Raw genomic sequence first — 14,765 nt, 5'->3', positions numbered from 1 at the left:
CCGTTGGCCTGTCCAGAAAACCAAGACCCACCACTCACCCCACACCCACCACAACGGAAGGCACATGGCAAGCAGCAGACCATCTTGGCATCGACTACTTTGACACACTGTTGAGTTCTCAAGGAGCAGACGCACTCGGTCCGAGATCTTGCGATCCGGCGCCGGGGCAACCGTTCAAACTTATCTGCCGGCCTCTGGGCTGTCAACCTCGGCTCTCGCCGTGCTGACCGCCCCGAGAGGCAGATCCACCCACGGCCGAGCAGGCGGACGAATCCGCCGTGTCGTCAGAGGGTGGGCCTCCCCGGTGTCCGGCCACCGGCCTGAGCCCGTGTCCGGCCCTCCCTGGCGGGCGGCCGTCGAGAACTGTAGGACGGTCCGGCCGGGCCCTGCAACTCCGGCGAGCGTGACCCGCGTCACCGGTCGTCCGGTCGCGGGACGCCCCGTCCGCAGCTGGGGCGGGGCCCGTCCGAGGGCGCGCACCGCGCCGCGCCGCGCCGCACCGCGCCGCACTGCGCCGTGCTGCAGCGGTGCCGGCCGCGGCCCGCCGGACGGCGGCGCGCGCCCGGTGGCCTCAGTACAGGGCGGCCGCGAGGGCGCGGCGCGCGGCGTGGACACGCGGGTCGTCGCCCCCGACGACCTCGAAGAGGTCGACGAGCCGGGTACGCACCCGCTCGCGGTCCTCGCCCCGGGTGAGGCGCACGAGGTCGACGAGCCGGTCGAAGGCGTCCGCCACCTGGCCGCCGAGCACGTCGAGGTCGGCCACCACCAGTCCGGCATCGACGTCCGCCGGGGCGTCGGCGGCCGCGGCACGGGCGGCGCGGGGGTCGACGGCCTGCGTGCGCTCGAGCAACCCCACCTGAGCGAGCCCGGCGCGAGCCAGGTCGTCCCGCGGGTTCTCGCGCAGGGCCTGCTCGTAGGCCGCCGCGGCGGCGGTGAAGTCACCCTCCTCGATGGCGTCGTACGCGCGCTGGTGCAGCGGCGGCAGCGGGGGCTCGGCCGGCTCCTCGGGCTCCTCCACGGGGGCGGCCGCCGTGACCCGGCCGGTGATTCCGTTGGCCTGCGCCGCAGCCAGGACCTGGTCGAGGACGGAGGCGACCTGGTCCCGCGGCAGCGCGCCCTGGAAGAGCGGCAGGGGCTGCCCGGCCAGGACGGCCACCACCGTGGGGACCGACTGCGTCTGGAAGGCCTGCGCGATCTGCGGGTTCGCCTCCGCGTCGATCCGGGCGAGGAGCCAGGTGCCGCCCGCCTCGTCGGCGAGCGCGCCGAGGTCGGCGGCGAGGGTCTTGGCGGCCTCGCTCCAGGACGCCCAGAGCAGCACGACGACGGGGTGCTGCGTCGAGCGCTGCACGAGCGCCGGGAACCCCTCCGTGTCGACGTCCACGACGTACCGGCCGCCGACGGGCACCCCGCCCGGGCTGCCGGGCGGCGGGGTCGCGGGCCGTGCGAGAGCGGACAGGTCCACCGCCCCCCGCACGTCGAGGCGGGGGCGGGGGCCGCCCGTCGGCTGCGTCATCGTCGTTCCTCCGTTGTCGGTCGTGCCGGGTGGGGCGCGCGCGGGAGCGCGCGGCCGCCAGGTGGGGCTACTCGCCGCTGACGCTCACGCGGCCGTGCTCCGCGGCGAGCAGCCGCACCGGGTCGGACGACCCCGCCGCGGGCACGTGGAACGCGAGCACGTCCTGATAGGTGTACACGAGGGTGCGGGTCACCTCCGGACGACCGCTGAGCGCGGCCTCCGTCGGGTCGAGCGTCAGGCTGCCCTGGGACACGGTCAGGGTGGTCGTGGTCGTCGTCTGGCCGACGACGATCGCGCCGCCGTCCAGCGTGCCGAGCGCGACGACGCCCTCGGGCACCGCCACGGTGGACTCCGCGACCGTCGCCACGGCCGCCACGCTGGCGGCCGTCTGCTCGCGCGCGGTGCGCAGGCCGTCGCGGAAGGCGTCGGCGGCGAAGGCCGGCGCCGCCGCGGACGCGTCACCGTTCGTCAGCACGTCGGCGTACTGCTCGAGCACCTGCGCCGGCGCCAGCCGCAGCGCGTCGGTGTCCGCGGCCAGGACGGGGCTGCCGGTCGCGCTGCTGGCCACCGCCGGCAGCTGCACGCCGGGGAGCAGCCGGGCCCAGCCCCACAGCCGGTACGGGCTGCGCGCGTCGGGCTGCTGGAGGACGAGGATCCGCTGCGCCTGCAGGTCCGCGGGCTGCTCCGTCACGACGAGCTGCGTCCGCGGCCACGTGGTCGTCGCAGGCACGACGACGGACTGGGCCCGCGTCGGCAGCACGGTCGGCGTCCGGGCACCGGCGGTCGCGGTCTGGCGCACGTACTCCGCCGTCCGGACCGCGAGGGCCGGCCCGGTCACGCGTGGCCCGAGCGCCGCCGGGTCGAGGGCGGCGTCGCCGGCGGCCAGGACGGTGCCGAGGTCGGCGAGGACGCGGTCCACCTGGCCGGCGGTCAGGGCGGCCGGCGCCACCGCCGGCGCCGCGGGGGCCTCCGGGGCCGGCAGCGGCGTGCCGCACCCGGCGAGGCCCGCCGTCAGGGCGACCGCGAGAGCGGCCGCGGCCGCACGTCGGGCGCGGGCGTGCTGCGGTCGTGCCGTCACCGGGACTCCCCCCGCTCGTCCTCCGCCGGCCGGTCGGCCACCGCCGGCGGGCCCTCCTGCCGGGCACCCTCCCCCAGTCCCCAGGCACGGCGCCACGCGTCGCCGCGCGTGGCGGCCGCCGCACCGGGCTCGAGGGGGGCCGCACCCGGGGGCGTCGGACCGGCGGGCTCCGCGTCCGCCGTCGCCGCGTCGGCAGGCGCGGGGCCGTCCGTGCCCGGGGCGGGGTCCTGCGCCTCCGTCACCTCCGGCACCCAGCCACCCGGCCGTCCGGCTCCGGGCGTCGGGCCGGACCAGCGGGGCGGCACGACGGGGACGTCCTCCCCCGGCGCCACGCCCGGCCCGGACGGGGTGACGTCGCCGGGCGCGCGGGTCCCGGCCCCCGGGGCGGCACCCGTCCCGTCGGTACCCGCAGCGGTGGGCTGCGCGCGACCGAGGGCCGACCGGAGGCGCTCGACCAGCGAGGGGCGACGGTCCGTCGTCGGTGCGGGCGCGGCCGCGGGGACGTCCGCGGCCGAGGTCGCGCCGCCCGTCGGACCGTCGCCCTCGCTGCCGCCCGGACGGCGGAGCTCGGCGAGGTCCTCCGGGTCCGCGGACGGCCGACCACCCGGCGCCCGGCCGAGGACGCCGTCGCCGTGGACGCGCGGGGCGTCGACGCCGGTCGCGTCGACCGCGGCGCCGTCGGGCGCCGACGCGACGACCGGCTCCGGGACAGTCCCGGGCGCCGAGGGGGTCGACGTCGCCCGGGCGGCGTCGTCGCCCGGCTGCTGCGGGACCGCACCGACGGGGGTCGCGCCGCTCACCGTCGGCACCGCACCGCTCACCGTCGGCACCGCACCGCTCACCGTCGGCACCGCACCGGTGCGCGGGCCCCGGCGCGACGCGTCGCGGGCGGCCTGCTCGGCCGCGCGCAGCGCCCGGCGGCTCGGCACGGTCGCGACGCCGTGGGGGTCGGTCGCCACGGGGACGGCGCCCGTCGTGACGGGGACCCAGGCGTCGCCCCGGGCGCGGCGACCCGCGCGGACCCACACGGCGAGCGCGACCAGGACCAGCAGCGCGCCCGCCGTGACGAGGGGCCACAGCCACGGCGTCGTCACCACCCGGGGCCACGACAGCGAGAGCGTCGGGTCGCCGGACCCGGTGGTGGCGGCGAGCAGCAGCCAGCGCCCCTCGTCGGGACGCGGCCAGACGAGCTCGGCCGACCCCGTGCCGCTCACCTGGGTCACCCACAGGTCGGACCCCGACGGGTCGGGCGCGGGCGCCGGTGCGGCGGCGTCCGTGCCGGCCGACGGCTCCGCGGCCGTGCTCGACGCCACGCCCGCCGCCGCGCCCTCGCCGCCGGCGCTCGTCGCCAGCGCGTCCCAGGAGGACAGGCCCGTCACCCGCGTCCAGGGGTCCGTGCCGACCCAGCCGAGGACGTCCGTGTCGCGGCCGACCGCGAGGACGACCGGGGCGTCGTCCGGGGCCGTCACCCGCACGGTCACGGGGTCGCCGCCGAGCTCCAGCACGCCGGGGTCGGTGACCAGCAGCGGCGTGCGCGAGGTGGCGGTGGCGGTCAGCACGTCGTCGGCGCGCCAGAGGGTTGCCGACGCGACGCCGAGGAGCACCAGCACCACCCCCACCGCGGCGAGGACGGCAGCGAAGGGCCGAGTGAGCACACGTCATCCTCACCCGGCGGGTGCGGATCCGGGTAATCCGGGCACGGCCGGCGCCCCCGCCGGAGCCCCGCGTCAGAGGGCCCGCGTATCCTGGCGCGCGGTCGACGCGGCCCCGCGCCGCGTCCCGCCGGTGCCCCGCGCACCACCGCCGCGCGGACGCCCGACGTCCCGCCCGCCTGCTGGAGGACCCGTGACCGAGCCCACCGCCCCCTTCCCCGTCGTGAGCTTCCGCGGGTACGACCGGGAGTCCGTCGACACGCGGGTGGCGCAGCTCGAGCAGCGCCTCGCCGACGCACGGGCGCAGGTCGAGGCCGCCGACGCGCACGCGCTGCGGACGGCCGGCGAGCTCTCGGAGGCGCAGGCCCGGCTGTCCGAGGCCGAGCGCCCCACCTACTCCGGCCTCGGCGCGCGCGTCGAGCAGCTGCTGCGCTCCGCGGAGGAGCAGTCGGGGGACGTCCTCGCGCAGGCCGAGGCCCGCGCGGCCGAGACGCGGCAGAAGGCCCGGACCGCGGCCGAGCAGCTGCGGGCGCGCGCCGAGGGCGAGGCGGCCGAGCTGCTCGCCGCGGCACGCCGCGAGGCCCAGGAGGTGCGCGCCGCCGCCGGGGCGGAGGCGACGGGCGCCACCGGGGCCGCACGCCTGCGGGCGGAGGAGCTCGTCGCGTCCGCCGAGCGGGAGGCCGCGCGCATCGCGGCCGCCGTCGCCACGGAGGAGGCGGAGCGGCGCACCACGCTCGAGCGCGAGCTCGGCACCCTGCGGGCCGGCGTGGAGCACGAGGTGACCCAGCTGCGGGTGGCGACGGAGCGCGCGGCCGCGGAGCTCGCCGACCGGACGAACGCCGACGCCGCCGCCGCCCGGACGGCGGCGGAGAGGTGGGCCGCGGAGCAGCGGCGCGCCGCCGACGAGGAGACGACGGGCCTGCGGGCCGCGGTCGCCGTCGAGGTCGCCGCCCTGCGGGAGGACACCGAGGCCCGCGCCGCCGCGCTGCGGGCCGCGGCCGAGCACGACGCGGCCGAGCTCCGCGACGCCGCGGCGGCCGAGGTCGCGCGCCTGCGCACCCTCGCCGCCGAGGAGGTCGCGGCACTGCGCGACGACGCGCGCCGCGAGACGGACGCCCTGCGCGACGGCACGGCCCGCGAGGTCGCCGAGCTGCGGGAGCGCACCCGCCTCGAGCTCGACGCCGTGCTCGCGGACGGGCGCCGGGCGGCGGCCGAGGAGGTCGGGCGGGCCCGCGCCGAGGCCGACGCCCTGCGCCGCGCCGCGGAGGCCGCGCGCACCGAGGGCGAGCTCGCGATCGCGGCGGCGCGCGAGGCGTCCGAGCGCGCCGACGCGGACCGGCACGCCGCCGCACGCGCCCAGACGGAGGCGCTCGTGCGCGACGCGGAGGCTCACGCCCAGGACGCGGAGCGTCGGGTGACCGAGGCGCTGGCCCAGGCCGAGCGGGTGCGTGTCGACGCCGAGCGCGCCGCCGCCGCGCTCCTGGCGCAGGCGCGGGCGACGGCCGACCGCGTGGTCGCCGAGGCGCGCGAGCACGCCGACAAGCTCCGCGGGGACGCCTCGGGCGAGGCGGACCGCGAGCGCCGGACCGTCCAGCGGCAGGTCGAGGACCTGCGGCGCCAGCGCGAGTCCGTCAGCACGTACCTCGACGAGCTGCGCGGGCTCCTCGGTGACGGCTCCGACCAGAGCCTCCTCGCCCGGGCCCGGGCGGCCGAGCGGCCGGCGGACGACACCTCGGCGGACCGCCCCACCCGCGACGACCGGCCGGTCGTCGCCGCGGCACCGGGACCGGCGGACGACGGCGCGGCGCCGGCCCGGCCGGGACCGTCCGGGGGCGGCGAGGGCGTGGACGAGGCCCGCACCGGGGACGCGGCGCACGGCCCGGCCGACGACGACGAGCACCCCGACGGCGGCACCGGCGGCGGCACCGGTGGCGGTCCGACGGGGGCCGGCGCGTCGGTGATGGCCGGTCCGGGCGACGACGCGCACTGAGGTGACGACGGGCGAGGGACCTCGGGACGGGGCCGCGGCGTGGCGCGAGGAGCGCCGCGAGGCCGCCGCGGCGCACGAGCGCGCCCTGGTGGCACGCCAGCGCGCGGAGTCGGAGGCCGCCGGCGTGCTCATCGCCGCCTTCCTCGAGCGGGCCCGCGTGGACGGACCGCCACCGGTGCCCCTGCGCGCGCTGTCCTACGACCGCCGGCGCCGCTTCCGCACCCCGCTCGAGGGCTGGTACCTGCGCCGCGACGGGGCCGTGGGGGTGGACACCGACGGCCGCTTCTACGTGCTGACGGCGCCGACGAGCCTCGCCGCCCTCGTGCGCGGCGTCCGGCCCGAGCCGTCGCCGCCGCCGCTCGTCATCGGCGCCGGCGGGCGCGACGGCGACTCCATCGACCTCGCGGACGCCCTCGAGCGGGTGCTCACCGGCGAGGGCTGACCTCGGACCGGCGTCAGGCCCCCGCCGCGACCCGCTCGCGCAGCCGGGCCAGCGCCGCCGCGACCGCCTCCGGCCGCTCCAGCGCCGACAGGTGCCCGGCGCCCGGCACCACCCCGTGCTCCACGCGCCGCCGGTCGGCCACCGCCGCGACGAGGTGCCCGGCGGCGTCGGGGCCGCTGAGGGCGTCCTCGTCGCCCCGCAGCACGAGGACCGGACCGCCGAAGGCGGCGAGCGCGGCGGTGCGGTCGGGCCGGGCGGCCATGGCGCGCTGCGCCCACGCGACGCCCGTCGCCGGCTGGTCGCCGATCCAGCGGCGGACCTGGTCGACGAGGTCCGGCCGCTCGCGACGGGTCGTGGGGCCGAGCAGGTCGTCCGCCATGCCGACGACCGGCCCGGCGTGGCCCTCGGCGAGCACCTCCTCGGCCACGACCAGTCGCCTCTGCCGCGCCGCGTCCGGGTCGGCGGTGCTGCGCGTGTCGAGCAGCGCGAGCCCGGCGACGAGGTCCGGGTGCCGCTCGAGCAGGGCCAGCGCGACGTAGCCGCCCAGGGAGATGCCGGCCACGACGACGGGACCGCCGGTGCCGAGCGGCCCCTCCCGCAGCGCCCTCGCGAGGTCGTCGGCCGCGTCCTCGAGCGCGGCCGCGGCGACGTCCGGCCCCGGCTGCGCCACGGGCAGGCCCGCGCCCGGCAGGTCCGCGGCGAGGACGGGCCCCGTCCCCACCAGCGCCGCCGCCGCGTCGCGCCACATCCGGTGGTCGAGGGGGAAGGCGTGCAGGAGCACGAGCGGCGCCGGCGCGGGCCGCCCGCCCTCCCCCGGGGCGGCGGGCACGAGGACGTGCAGGCGCAGGCTCACGCGTCGGCCGCCGTCCGCGTGCCGTCGGCGGGGGCACCGGCCTCCGGGGACGCCTCCTCGACCGGCCCCGACCACGTCCGGGGCAGGGGCACGGGGACAGCGGGGGCCACGTGCGCGACGATCTCGTCGAGCACGCGTCGCACCGCGGCCTCCCCCACCCACAGGTGCTTCGCGCCGTCGACGCCGATGACCTCCGCCTGCGGCACCCGGGCGAACCGGCGGCGGGCCTCGTCGGGCCGCAGGTAGTCGTCGAGCTCCGGGACGAGGACGACGAGGGGCCGGCCGAACGCCGCCCAGGCGTCGAGGTCCGCGTCCGTGGCGCGGTGCAGCGGCGGGGACAGCAGCACGGCGCCCTCGACGCCCGGGTCGTGCCCGTGCATGAGGGCCAGCTCCGTGCCGAAGGACCACCCGACGAGCCAGCGGCGGGGCAGGTCGGAGAACTCGGCGAGCTCGATGGCCGCCTGCACGTCGAAGCGCTCGTCCACGCCCTCGGAGAACCGGCCCTCGCTCGTCCCGCGCGGGCTGGACGTGCCGCGCGTGTTGAAGCGCAGCACCGCGAGGCCGGCCAGGGCGGGCAGCCGCCACGCGGCCTTGCGCAGCACGTGGGAGTCCATGTACCCGCCGTGCGTGGGCAGCGGGTGCAGGGTGACGAGCGTGGCGGCGGGCTCCGCGGGCGCCCCGTCGAGGCCGACGGGGCGGGCGAGCTCGCCCACGAGCCGCAGCCCGTCGGCGGTGTGGAGCTCCACGTCCTCGCGCACGGCGGGCAGGACCGTGAGCGACCGGATCTCGTGGGCGTCGGGTGCGGTCTCGTCGGCGGTGCTCATCGCGACGAGCCTAGGCCTGCGCCTGCGCGGGTGCCCGCGCCGGCACCCCGTCGGGTCGGGCCCGTGCCCCGGGGCTACCGGCGGCGGGTGGGCCCCCGCCGGCCCCGCGCCGCCCAGCAGGCGGCGTGCCAGTGCCGGCGGTCCGCGAGCGCGGCGTCGGCCCCGAAGAGCCCCTCCGCCGACCACGCCACCACGTGCGCCGTGCCGGCCGGCACCTCCTGGTCGCAGCCGGGGCACCGGTAGGGGCGGTCCGACCCCCGCACGCGCTGGACGACCCACTCGCCGTCCGGACCCGCCTCGACCGTCCGGCCGCCCGTGGCGCGGGACAGGTCGAGCTCGGGCGGGGGCGTCCCCCAGGGGCGCTTGCCGGAGCGTCGGGACGAGGGCACGGGCCCATCATCGCCCAGCCCGCCGGCCCGGTCGCGCCGCCGGCGCCGCCGGTGGATCGGCGGTGGTACGGCGGTGGTACAGCGGTGGTACAGCGGTGGTACGGCGGAGGCGTGCCGGTGGGGCACCACCCCGGCGGGGCCGACGGTCGTCGTCGGCCCCGCCGGGGACGACCGTGTCAGACGGTCAGGGCGGGCACCACCGCGTCGACGGGCGGCACGGCGTTCGTCCGGACGAGCTCGGCGTACCAGGCGGCGGAGTCCTTCGGCGTGCGCTCCCCCGTGGCGTAGTCGACCCGGACGATGCCGAAGCGCCGGCTGTAGCCGTAGGCCCACTCGAAGTTGTCCATGAGGGACCACACGAAGTAGCCGCGCACGTCGGCGCCGGCCTCGATCGCCTCGCCGACGGCGTCGACGTGGTCGTGCAGGTAGGCGATGCGCTCGACGTCGTGCACCCGCCCGTCGGCGTCCGGCACGTCCTCGAAGGCCGCGCCGTTCTCCGTGACGACGAGCGGCAGCGCCGGGTAGCGGTCGCGCAGCTCCAGGAGCAGGTCGACGAGGCCCTTCGGCTCGATGTTCCAGCCCATGGCCGTGTGGGGGCCCGGCTGCGGCAGCCACTCGACGCGGTCCGCGCCGACCCACGGGCTGTGCGCGGAGGACCGGTGCCCGTCGGGCCCGGGGCCGCCGTCGCCCACCGCCGGCGTGCCGGCCCGGACGCGCCCGGTCGAGTAGTAGTTGACGCCGAGCTGCGTCAGCGGCGTCCGGATGATCTCCAGGTCACCGCTCTGCACGAAGGACCAGTCGGTGACCGAGGCGGTGTCCGCCGCCACGCGCTCGGGGTAGCGCCCCTCGAGGATCGGCTGGAGGAAGACCTCGTTCGCGATGGTGTCGATGCGGTCCTTCGCGTCGAGGTCCGCGGGGTCGTCCGTCGCGGCGCGGGTCACGTGGAGGTTCAGCGTGATGGACACCGGCGCGTCGGCGCCGAGCACGTCGCGGATCTCGCGGACCGCGAGGCCGTGGGCGAGGTTGAGGTGGTGGACCGCGGCGAGCGCGGCGGCGCCGTCGGTGACGCCCGGGGCGTGGACCCCGGAGGCGTAGCCCAGGTAGGCCGAGCACCAGGGCTCGTTGAGCGTGGTCCACAGGTGGACGCGGTCACCCAGCACCTCCGCCAGGCGGCGGGCGTAGCGCCCGAAGTGCTCCGCCGTCGCCCGCACCGTCCAGCCGCCCGCGTCCTCGAGGGCCTGCGGCAGGTCCCAGTGGTACAGGGTCACGACGGGCTTGATGCCGGCGGCGATGAGACGGTCGACGAGGTCGGAGTAGAAGGCCAGGCCCTCGTCGTTGAACGCGCCCTGGCCCGTGGGCTGCACGCGCGGCCACGAGACGGACAGGCGGTAGGCGCCCAGGCCGAGCGCCTGCATGAGGGCGACGTCCTCGGGCACGCGGTGGTAGTGGTCGGCGGCGACGTCCCCCGTGTCCCCGTCGAGGGTCTTGCCCGGGGTGCGGGAGAAGGTGTCCCAGATGGAGGGGCCGCGGCCGCCCTCGTCGGCGGCGCCCTCGATCTGGTAGGCGGCGGTGGCCGAGCCCCAGAGGAAGTCGGCGGGGAAGGCACGTCCGTCGGGACGGGTGGCGGGCATGGTGGCCTCTCGGTGGTGCCCGGCGCGGGGGCGCGGGCGGGTGGACGGCTCTGTCAGCACGGGACGATAGAGGGCGTGGGAGCGCTCCCGCAATCACGGGGCGCCGAGGACGGACGGGTCAGGCCGGCGCGGGGTCGCCCCCGGCGGGGAGGCTCAGCTCGAGCGGGGCGCCGTCGGGGCTCGTCGCGAGCTCCGGGCCGGTGCCCAGCGCGACGGCCCAGCCGCGCGCGCCCTCCGCCTCGACGCGGACGCGGTCGCCGCGCCGGGTCACGGTGAACGTCGCCCCGCCCGTGCCGTCGGGGCCCGGGACGCGCGTCGTCGAGGAGTGGCCGTCGGGCAGCCGGAACAGGCGCAGCACGAGGTCCTGCGCGAGGTCCCGGTCGGGGCGGTCCGCCCGCCGGCCGACGGGCAGCACCGTCCCGGGCCGCACGAGCAGCGGCAGCGAGTCCACGCCGTGCTCCTGCCGGTGCCAGCGCGGCCCCTCGAGGGTGGAGCCGTCGAGGAGCGAGGTCCACGTGCCCGACGGCACGTAGACGTCCACGGTGCCGTCGGCGGACAGCACGGGGGCGACGAGGAGCGCGTCGCCGAGCAGGTACTGCGTCGCGACGTCGGCGGTGCCCGGCTCGTCGGGGAACTCCAGGAACATCGGGCGCATGACGGGCAGGCCCTCCTCGTGCGCCACCCGTCCGGCCTGCGCGAGGTAGGGCATGAGCCGCAGCTTGAGCTCGGTGAAGCGGCGCGTCACGTCGACGGCCTCCTCGTCGAACAGCCAGGGCACCCGGTAGGAGCTCGAGCCGTGCAGCCGCGAGTGCGAGGACAGCAGGCCGAAGGCGGTCCACCGCTTGAACACGGTCGGGTCCGGGGTGCCCTCGAACCCGCCGATGTCGTGGCTCCAGTAGCCGAAGCCCGAGGCGGCCAGGGACAGGCCGCCGCGCAGGGACTCGGCCATCGCCGCGAAGGTGCTCTCGCAGTCGCCGCCCCAGTGGACGGGGAACTGCTGGCCCCCGGCCGTCGCCGCCCGCGCGAAGAGCACCGCCTCGCCGCGGCCGCGCTCCTCCTCCAGCAGCCGGAAGACCGTGCCGTTGTAGAGCTGGGCGTAGTGGTTGTGCATGCGCTCGGGGTCCGAGCCGTCGTGCCAGACGACGTCCGTGGGGATGCGCTCGCCGAAGTCCGTCTTGAAGGCGTCCACGCCCTGGCGCAGGAGGGCGCGCAGGTGCTCGGCGAACCACGCCGCCGCCTCGGGGTTCGTGAAGTCGACCAGCCCCATGCCGGCCTGCCACTGGTCCGTCTGCCAGACCGAGCCGTCGGCCCGGCGCACGAGGTAGCCCCTCTCGCGCCCCTCGGCGAACAGCCGCGACCGCTGGGCCAGGTAGGGGTTGATCCACACGCAGACGCGCAGGTCCCGCTCGTGCAGCCGGCGCAGCAGCCCCTCGGGGTCGGGGAAGGTGGCCGGGTCCCAGACGAGGTCGGTCCAGTGGAAGGCCCGCATCCAGAAGCAGTCGAAGTGGAAGACGCTCAGCGGCAGGCCGCGCTCGGCCATCCCGTCGACGAAGGACAGGACGGTGGCCTCGTCGTAGCTCGTCGTGAACGAGGTGGACAGCCACAGGCCGTACGACCACAGCGGGACCCGGGCCGGGCGGCCCGTCAGCGCGGTGTAGCGGCGCAGCACGTCCTTCGGCGTCGGGCCGCCGACGAGGTAGTACTGCAGCTCCTGCCCGGCGACGGAGAACTGCGTCGCCGAGACGGCCTCCGACCCCACCTCGAAGGCCACGTGGCCGGGGTGGTCGACGAACACGCCGTAGCCCGCGTCGGAGACGTAGAACGGCACGTTCTTGTAGGCCTGCTCGCTGGAGGTGCCGCCGTCGGCGTTCCAGATGTCCACCGCCTGGCCGTTCTTGGCGAACGCGCCGAACCGCTCCCCCAGCCCGTAGACGTGCTCGCGGACGCCGAGGGCGAGCTGCTCGTGGACGAAGTCGCGGCCCTCGGCGTCCCGGACGACCCCGATGCTGCGGGCGCCGGAGGAGGTCAGGACGCGCCCGTCCTGCACGAACTCCACCGACCACGGGCCCTCCGTGGCGATGCGCGCGGTCAGGGCGCCCGAGGTGAACGTGGCGACGGGCTCGCCCGCGTCCTCGGGCAGGACCGTCTTGACGTCGACGGGCCGGCGCGCCAGCTCGAAGGCGGGCCGCGCGGGCGCACCGCCCGCGTGGTGGACCACGCGGACGCCGATGACGCCGTCGAGGGGGCTGGAGAACGTCACGGACACCGTGGGGCGGTTGAGCGTGTCGCCGCGGGTGCGCAGGGGCGCCGTCGAGGCGTGCACCGTGAGCGTGTCGGGGCCGGCCTCGACGTCGACCACCTGCTTGGGGCGCAGGGCCTCCACGCCGGGGCGCAGCTGCCAGTAGCCGTCGGTGAACTTCATGCGGTCGGGACCTCTCCGGGGGGGATGGGCGTCACTTGACGGAGCCGGCGGTCACGCCGCGCGTCAGGGTGCGCTGGAACAGGAGGAAGAACACGAGGGCCGGCACGAGGGAGACGAGCGCGCCGGCGTTCGTCGTCGGCGCGTCCATGAGGCGGTCGCCCTGCAGCGACGCGAGCGCGACCGGGACGGTCTGGGTGTCGTTGGTCGTGAGCATGACCAGCGGGATGAAGAACTCGTTCCACGTCCAGATGAAGAAGAAGATCATCAGGACGGAGAGCGTCGGGCGCACCACCGGGAAGACGATGCGCCAGAGGATCTGCCACCGGCTCGCCCCGTCGAGGGCGGCCGCCTCGAGCAGCGCCGGCGGGAAGGTGTGCAGCACCGAGGCGAGCAGGTAGGTGCCGAACGCGGACTGGATGACCGTGAAGATGATGATCACCGACCACCGCGAGTTCGACAGGCCCGCCTCCTGCGCCATGGTGAAGAGCGGGTAGATGAGGGCCTCCTGCGGCAGCATCGTCGCCAGCAGGAACAGCGTCGTCAGCCACAGCCGGCCGCGGATGCGCCCGATGCCGATGGCGTACGCGTTCAGGAGCGACAGCAGGGTCCCCGCCACGGCGACGACGCCGGAGATGACGACGGAGTTCCACAGCTTCTGCGGGAACTGCACCCGCTCCCAGAACGCCTGCACGCCCGCGGTGTACAGCTCCCGGGGCCAGCTCAGCGGGCCGTGCTGCGAGTAGTCCTGCGGGGACTTGAAGGCGTTGAGGACCATGATCGCGATGGGCACGAGCATGAGGACCGCGACGAGGACGGCGCCGGCGAGGACGAACCAGCGGGTGACACCGCGGCGGTGCCGGGCGTCCACGCCGGCCCGTCGCCGACGGGGGGCCGGGGCGCCCGCGGGGCCGCGCGCGCCGGCGGCACCCGGCGCGGGGGCCGCGCCGGTCGTCGGGGCGGTGGTTTGGGTGGTGGGGGTGGTGGGCGCGGTCATGCGCGACCCGCCTCCTCGCGCCGCTCGCTGCGCGCCTGCGCCACGAGGAGGGTGACGGCCACGACCACGATGACGAGCGTGAGCACGTTCGACACGGCGGCGCCGTAGCCGACCTTCGACTTGTCGAAGAAGTTCAGGTACGAGTAGTAGCTGGGCACGAGGGTCGAGCTCTCGGGCCCGCCGCGCGTGAGCACGTAGATCGGCCCGAACACCTTCAGCGCCGCGACCGTGCAGGTGAGCACCACCACGAACGTCTCGGGCTTGATCTGCGGCAGCGTGATGGCGCGGAAGCGGCGGCCCCACCCGGCGCCGTCGAGCTCGGCGGCCTCGTAGAGCTCGGGGTCCACCCGCTGCAGCGCGGACATGAACACGACGACCGGGTAGCCGATCTGCACCCAGACGAGCACGAGCATGACGCTGGGCAGCGCCGTCGACGGCGAGCCGAGCCAGTTCGGCGGTTCCGTCACCCCCCAGGAGCGCAGCAGCTCGTTCACCGCCCCGGTCTGCGCGTTGAGGATCCAGTTCCAGAGCACCCCCGCGACCGCCACCGGCAGGATCTGCGGCAGGTAGTACGTGGCCCGCAGGACCGCGGAGGTGCGGGCGCCGAACGTCTTGCCCAGGTAGTCGAACAGCACGGCGGCCAGGAGCAGGCCCAGCAGCGTCGGGACGACGACCATCGCGAGCACCATCGCGAGGGAGTTCTGGAACGACGTCCAGAACTGGGAGTCGCGCAGGAGCGCCGCGTAGTTGTCGAGGCCGACCCACCGGTGCGGCGCGAGCCCGCCCTTCCAGCTCTGGAAGCTGAGGACGACGTTCGTCGCGAACGGGTAGCCGACGACGACGACGAACCCGACCAGGCCGGGGACGAGGTACGGCAGGTACGGCAGCCAGGGGGGCCGGCGCCAGGGGCGCCGGGCCGGGCCCGCGGCGGGCGGGCGGCGGCCGGCCGGGGCGTCGAGCGTGGGAGCGGACATCGC

The 14,765-nt window shown here is 77.4% G+C and carries 12 protein-coding genes; 2 read left to right on the top strand and 10 right to left on the bottom strand.

The window, feature by feature from the left end; all coding sequences use genetic code 11:
• Positions 1-571 precede the first annotated feature (571 nt).
• The 3 genes from EJA20_RS12485 to EJA20_RS12475 all read right to left on the bottom strand — a co-directional run bounded on the left by EJA20_RS12485 (position 572) and on the right by EJA20_RS12475 (position 4,246).
• The gene (locus EJA20_RS12485; protein ID WP_129338475.1) at positions 572-1,513 is read right to left on the bottom strand and encodes a tetratricopeptide repeat protein; all 942 of its coding nucleotides are present in this window, start codon (positions 1,511-1,513) and stop codon (positions 572-574) included.
• A gap of 67 nt (positions 1,514-1,580) precedes the next feature.
• Positions 1,581-2,591, bottom strand: coding sequence for a DUF8094 domain-containing protein (locus EJA20_RS12480; protein WP_129338474.1), 1,011 nt, complete (start codon positions 2,589-2,591; stop codon positions 1,581-1,583).
• Positions 2,588-4,246, bottom strand: coding sequence for a hypothetical protein (locus EJA20_RS12475; RefSeq protein ID WP_129338473.1), 1,659 nt, complete (start codon positions 4,244-4,246; stop codon positions 2,588-2,590). Before EJA20_RS12475 ends, EJA20_RS12480 begins: the two co-directional genes overlap by 4 nt.
• 190 nt (positions 4,247-4,436) lie before the next feature.
• On the opposite strand from EJA20_RS12475, the gene EJA20_RS12470 reads away from it, so the two are divergent.
• Both EJA20_RS12470 and EJA20_RS12465 read left to right on the top strand, forming a co-directional pair.
• A complete protein-coding gene (locus tag EJA20_RS12470; RefSeq protein ID WP_129338472.1) occupies positions 4,437-6,233 on the top strand; it encodes a coiled-coil domain-containing protein in 1,797 nt (598 codons plus the stop codon).
• Position 6,234: 1 nt separating this feature from the next.
• Positions 6,235-6,675 carry a hypothetical protein gene (locus tag EJA20_RS12465; protein ID WP_129338471.1) on the top strand — a complete coding sequence of 147 codons (441 nt, stop codon included), beginning with the start codon at positions 6,235-6,237 and terminating at the stop codon, positions 6,673-6,675.
• A gap of 13 nt (positions 6,676-6,688) precedes the next feature.
• On the opposite strand, the gene EJA20_RS12460 is transcribed toward EJA20_RS12465, so the two are convergent.
• The 7 genes from EJA20_RS12460 to EJA20_RS12430 form a co-directional block, all read right to left on the bottom strand.
• On the bottom strand, positions 6,689-7,528 hold the full coding sequence (locus tag EJA20_RS12460; protein WP_338068824.1) for an alpha/beta fold hydrolase: 840 nt from the start codon (positions 7,526-7,528) through the stop codon (positions 6,689-6,691).
• Positions 7,525-8,352, bottom strand: coding sequence for an alpha/beta hydrolase (locus EJA20_RS12455; protein ID WP_129338470.1), 828 nt, complete (start codon positions 8,350-8,352; stop codon positions 7,525-7,527). Before EJA20_RS12455 ends, EJA20_RS12460 begins: the two co-directional genes overlap by 4 nt.
• Before the next feature lie 74 nt (positions 8,353-8,426).
• Complete coding sequence (locus EJA20_RS12450; RefSeq protein ID WP_129338469.1) at positions 8,427-8,741, bottom strand: hypothetical protein; 315 nt, start codon at positions 8,739-8,741, stop codon at positions 8,427-8,429.
• A 176-nt stretch (positions 8,742-8,917) separates the two neighbouring features.
• On the bottom strand, positions 8,918-10,372 hold the full coding sequence (locus tag EJA20_RS12445) for a GH1 family beta-glucosidase (protein WP_129338468.1): 1,455 nt from the start codon (positions 10,370-10,372) through the stop codon (positions 8,918-8,920).
• A 118-nt stretch (positions 10,373-10,490) separates the two neighbouring features.
• The gene (yicI, locus tag EJA20_RS12440) at positions 10,491-12,794 is read right to left on the bottom strand and encodes an alpha-xylosidase (protein ID WP_129338467.1); all 2,304 of its coding nucleotides are present in this window, start codon (positions 12,792-12,794) and stop codon (positions 10,491-10,493) included.
• A gap of 31 nt (positions 12,795-12,825) precedes the next feature.
• The gene (locus EJA20_RS12435; RefSeq protein ID WP_129338466.1) at positions 12,826-13,788 is read right to left on the bottom strand and encodes a carbohydrate ABC transporter permease; all 963 of its coding nucleotides are present in this window, start codon (positions 13,786-13,788) and stop codon (positions 12,826-12,828) included.
• The gene (locus tag EJA20_RS12430; protein ID WP_129338465.1) at positions 13,785-14,762 is read right to left on the bottom strand and encodes a carbohydrate ABC transporter permease; all 978 of its coding nucleotides are present in this window, start codon (positions 14,760-14,762) and stop codon (positions 13,785-13,787) included. The genes EJA20_RS12435 and EJA20_RS12430 overlap by 4 nt, the downstream gene beginning before the upstream one ends.
• Between the last annotated feature and the right edge of the window lie 3 nt (positions 14,763-14,765).

Source organism: Cellulomonas endophytica, from assembly GCF_004123805.1.
In the GTDB taxonomy this organism is placed as follows: Bacteria; Actinomycetota; Actinomycetes; order Actinomycetales; family Cellulomonadaceae; genus Cellulomonas; species Cellulomonas endophytica.
The sequence above is the reverse complement of the archived record's forward strand: the minus strand, read 5'-3'. Positions and strand labels throughout refer to the sequence as shown.

Coding starts and splice junctions, on each gene's coding strand:
- EJA20_RS12485 (WP_129338475.1), bottom strand. CDS start 1,513: ATGACGCAGCCGACGGGCGGCCCCCGCCCCCGCCTCGACGTGCGGGGG.
- EJA20_RS12435 (WP_129338466.1), bottom strand. CDS start 13,788: ATGACCGCGCCCACCACCCCCACCACCCAAACCACCGCCCCGACGACC.
- EJA20_RS12445 (WP_129338468.1), bottom strand. CDS start 10,372: ATGCCCGCCACCCGTCCCGACGGACGTGCCTTCCCCGCCGACTTCCTC.
- EJA20_RS12430 (WP_129338465.1), bottom strand. CDS start 14,762: ATGTCCGCTCCCACGCTCGACGCCCCGGCCGGCCGCCGCCCGCCCGCC.
- EJA20_RS12455 (WP_129338470.1), bottom strand. CDS start 8,352: ATGAGCACCGCCGACGAGACCGCACCCGACGCCCACGAGATCCGGTCG.
- yicI (WP_129338467.1), bottom strand. CDS start 12,794: ATGAAGTTCACCGACGGCTACTGGCAGCTGCGCCCCGGCGTGGAGGCC.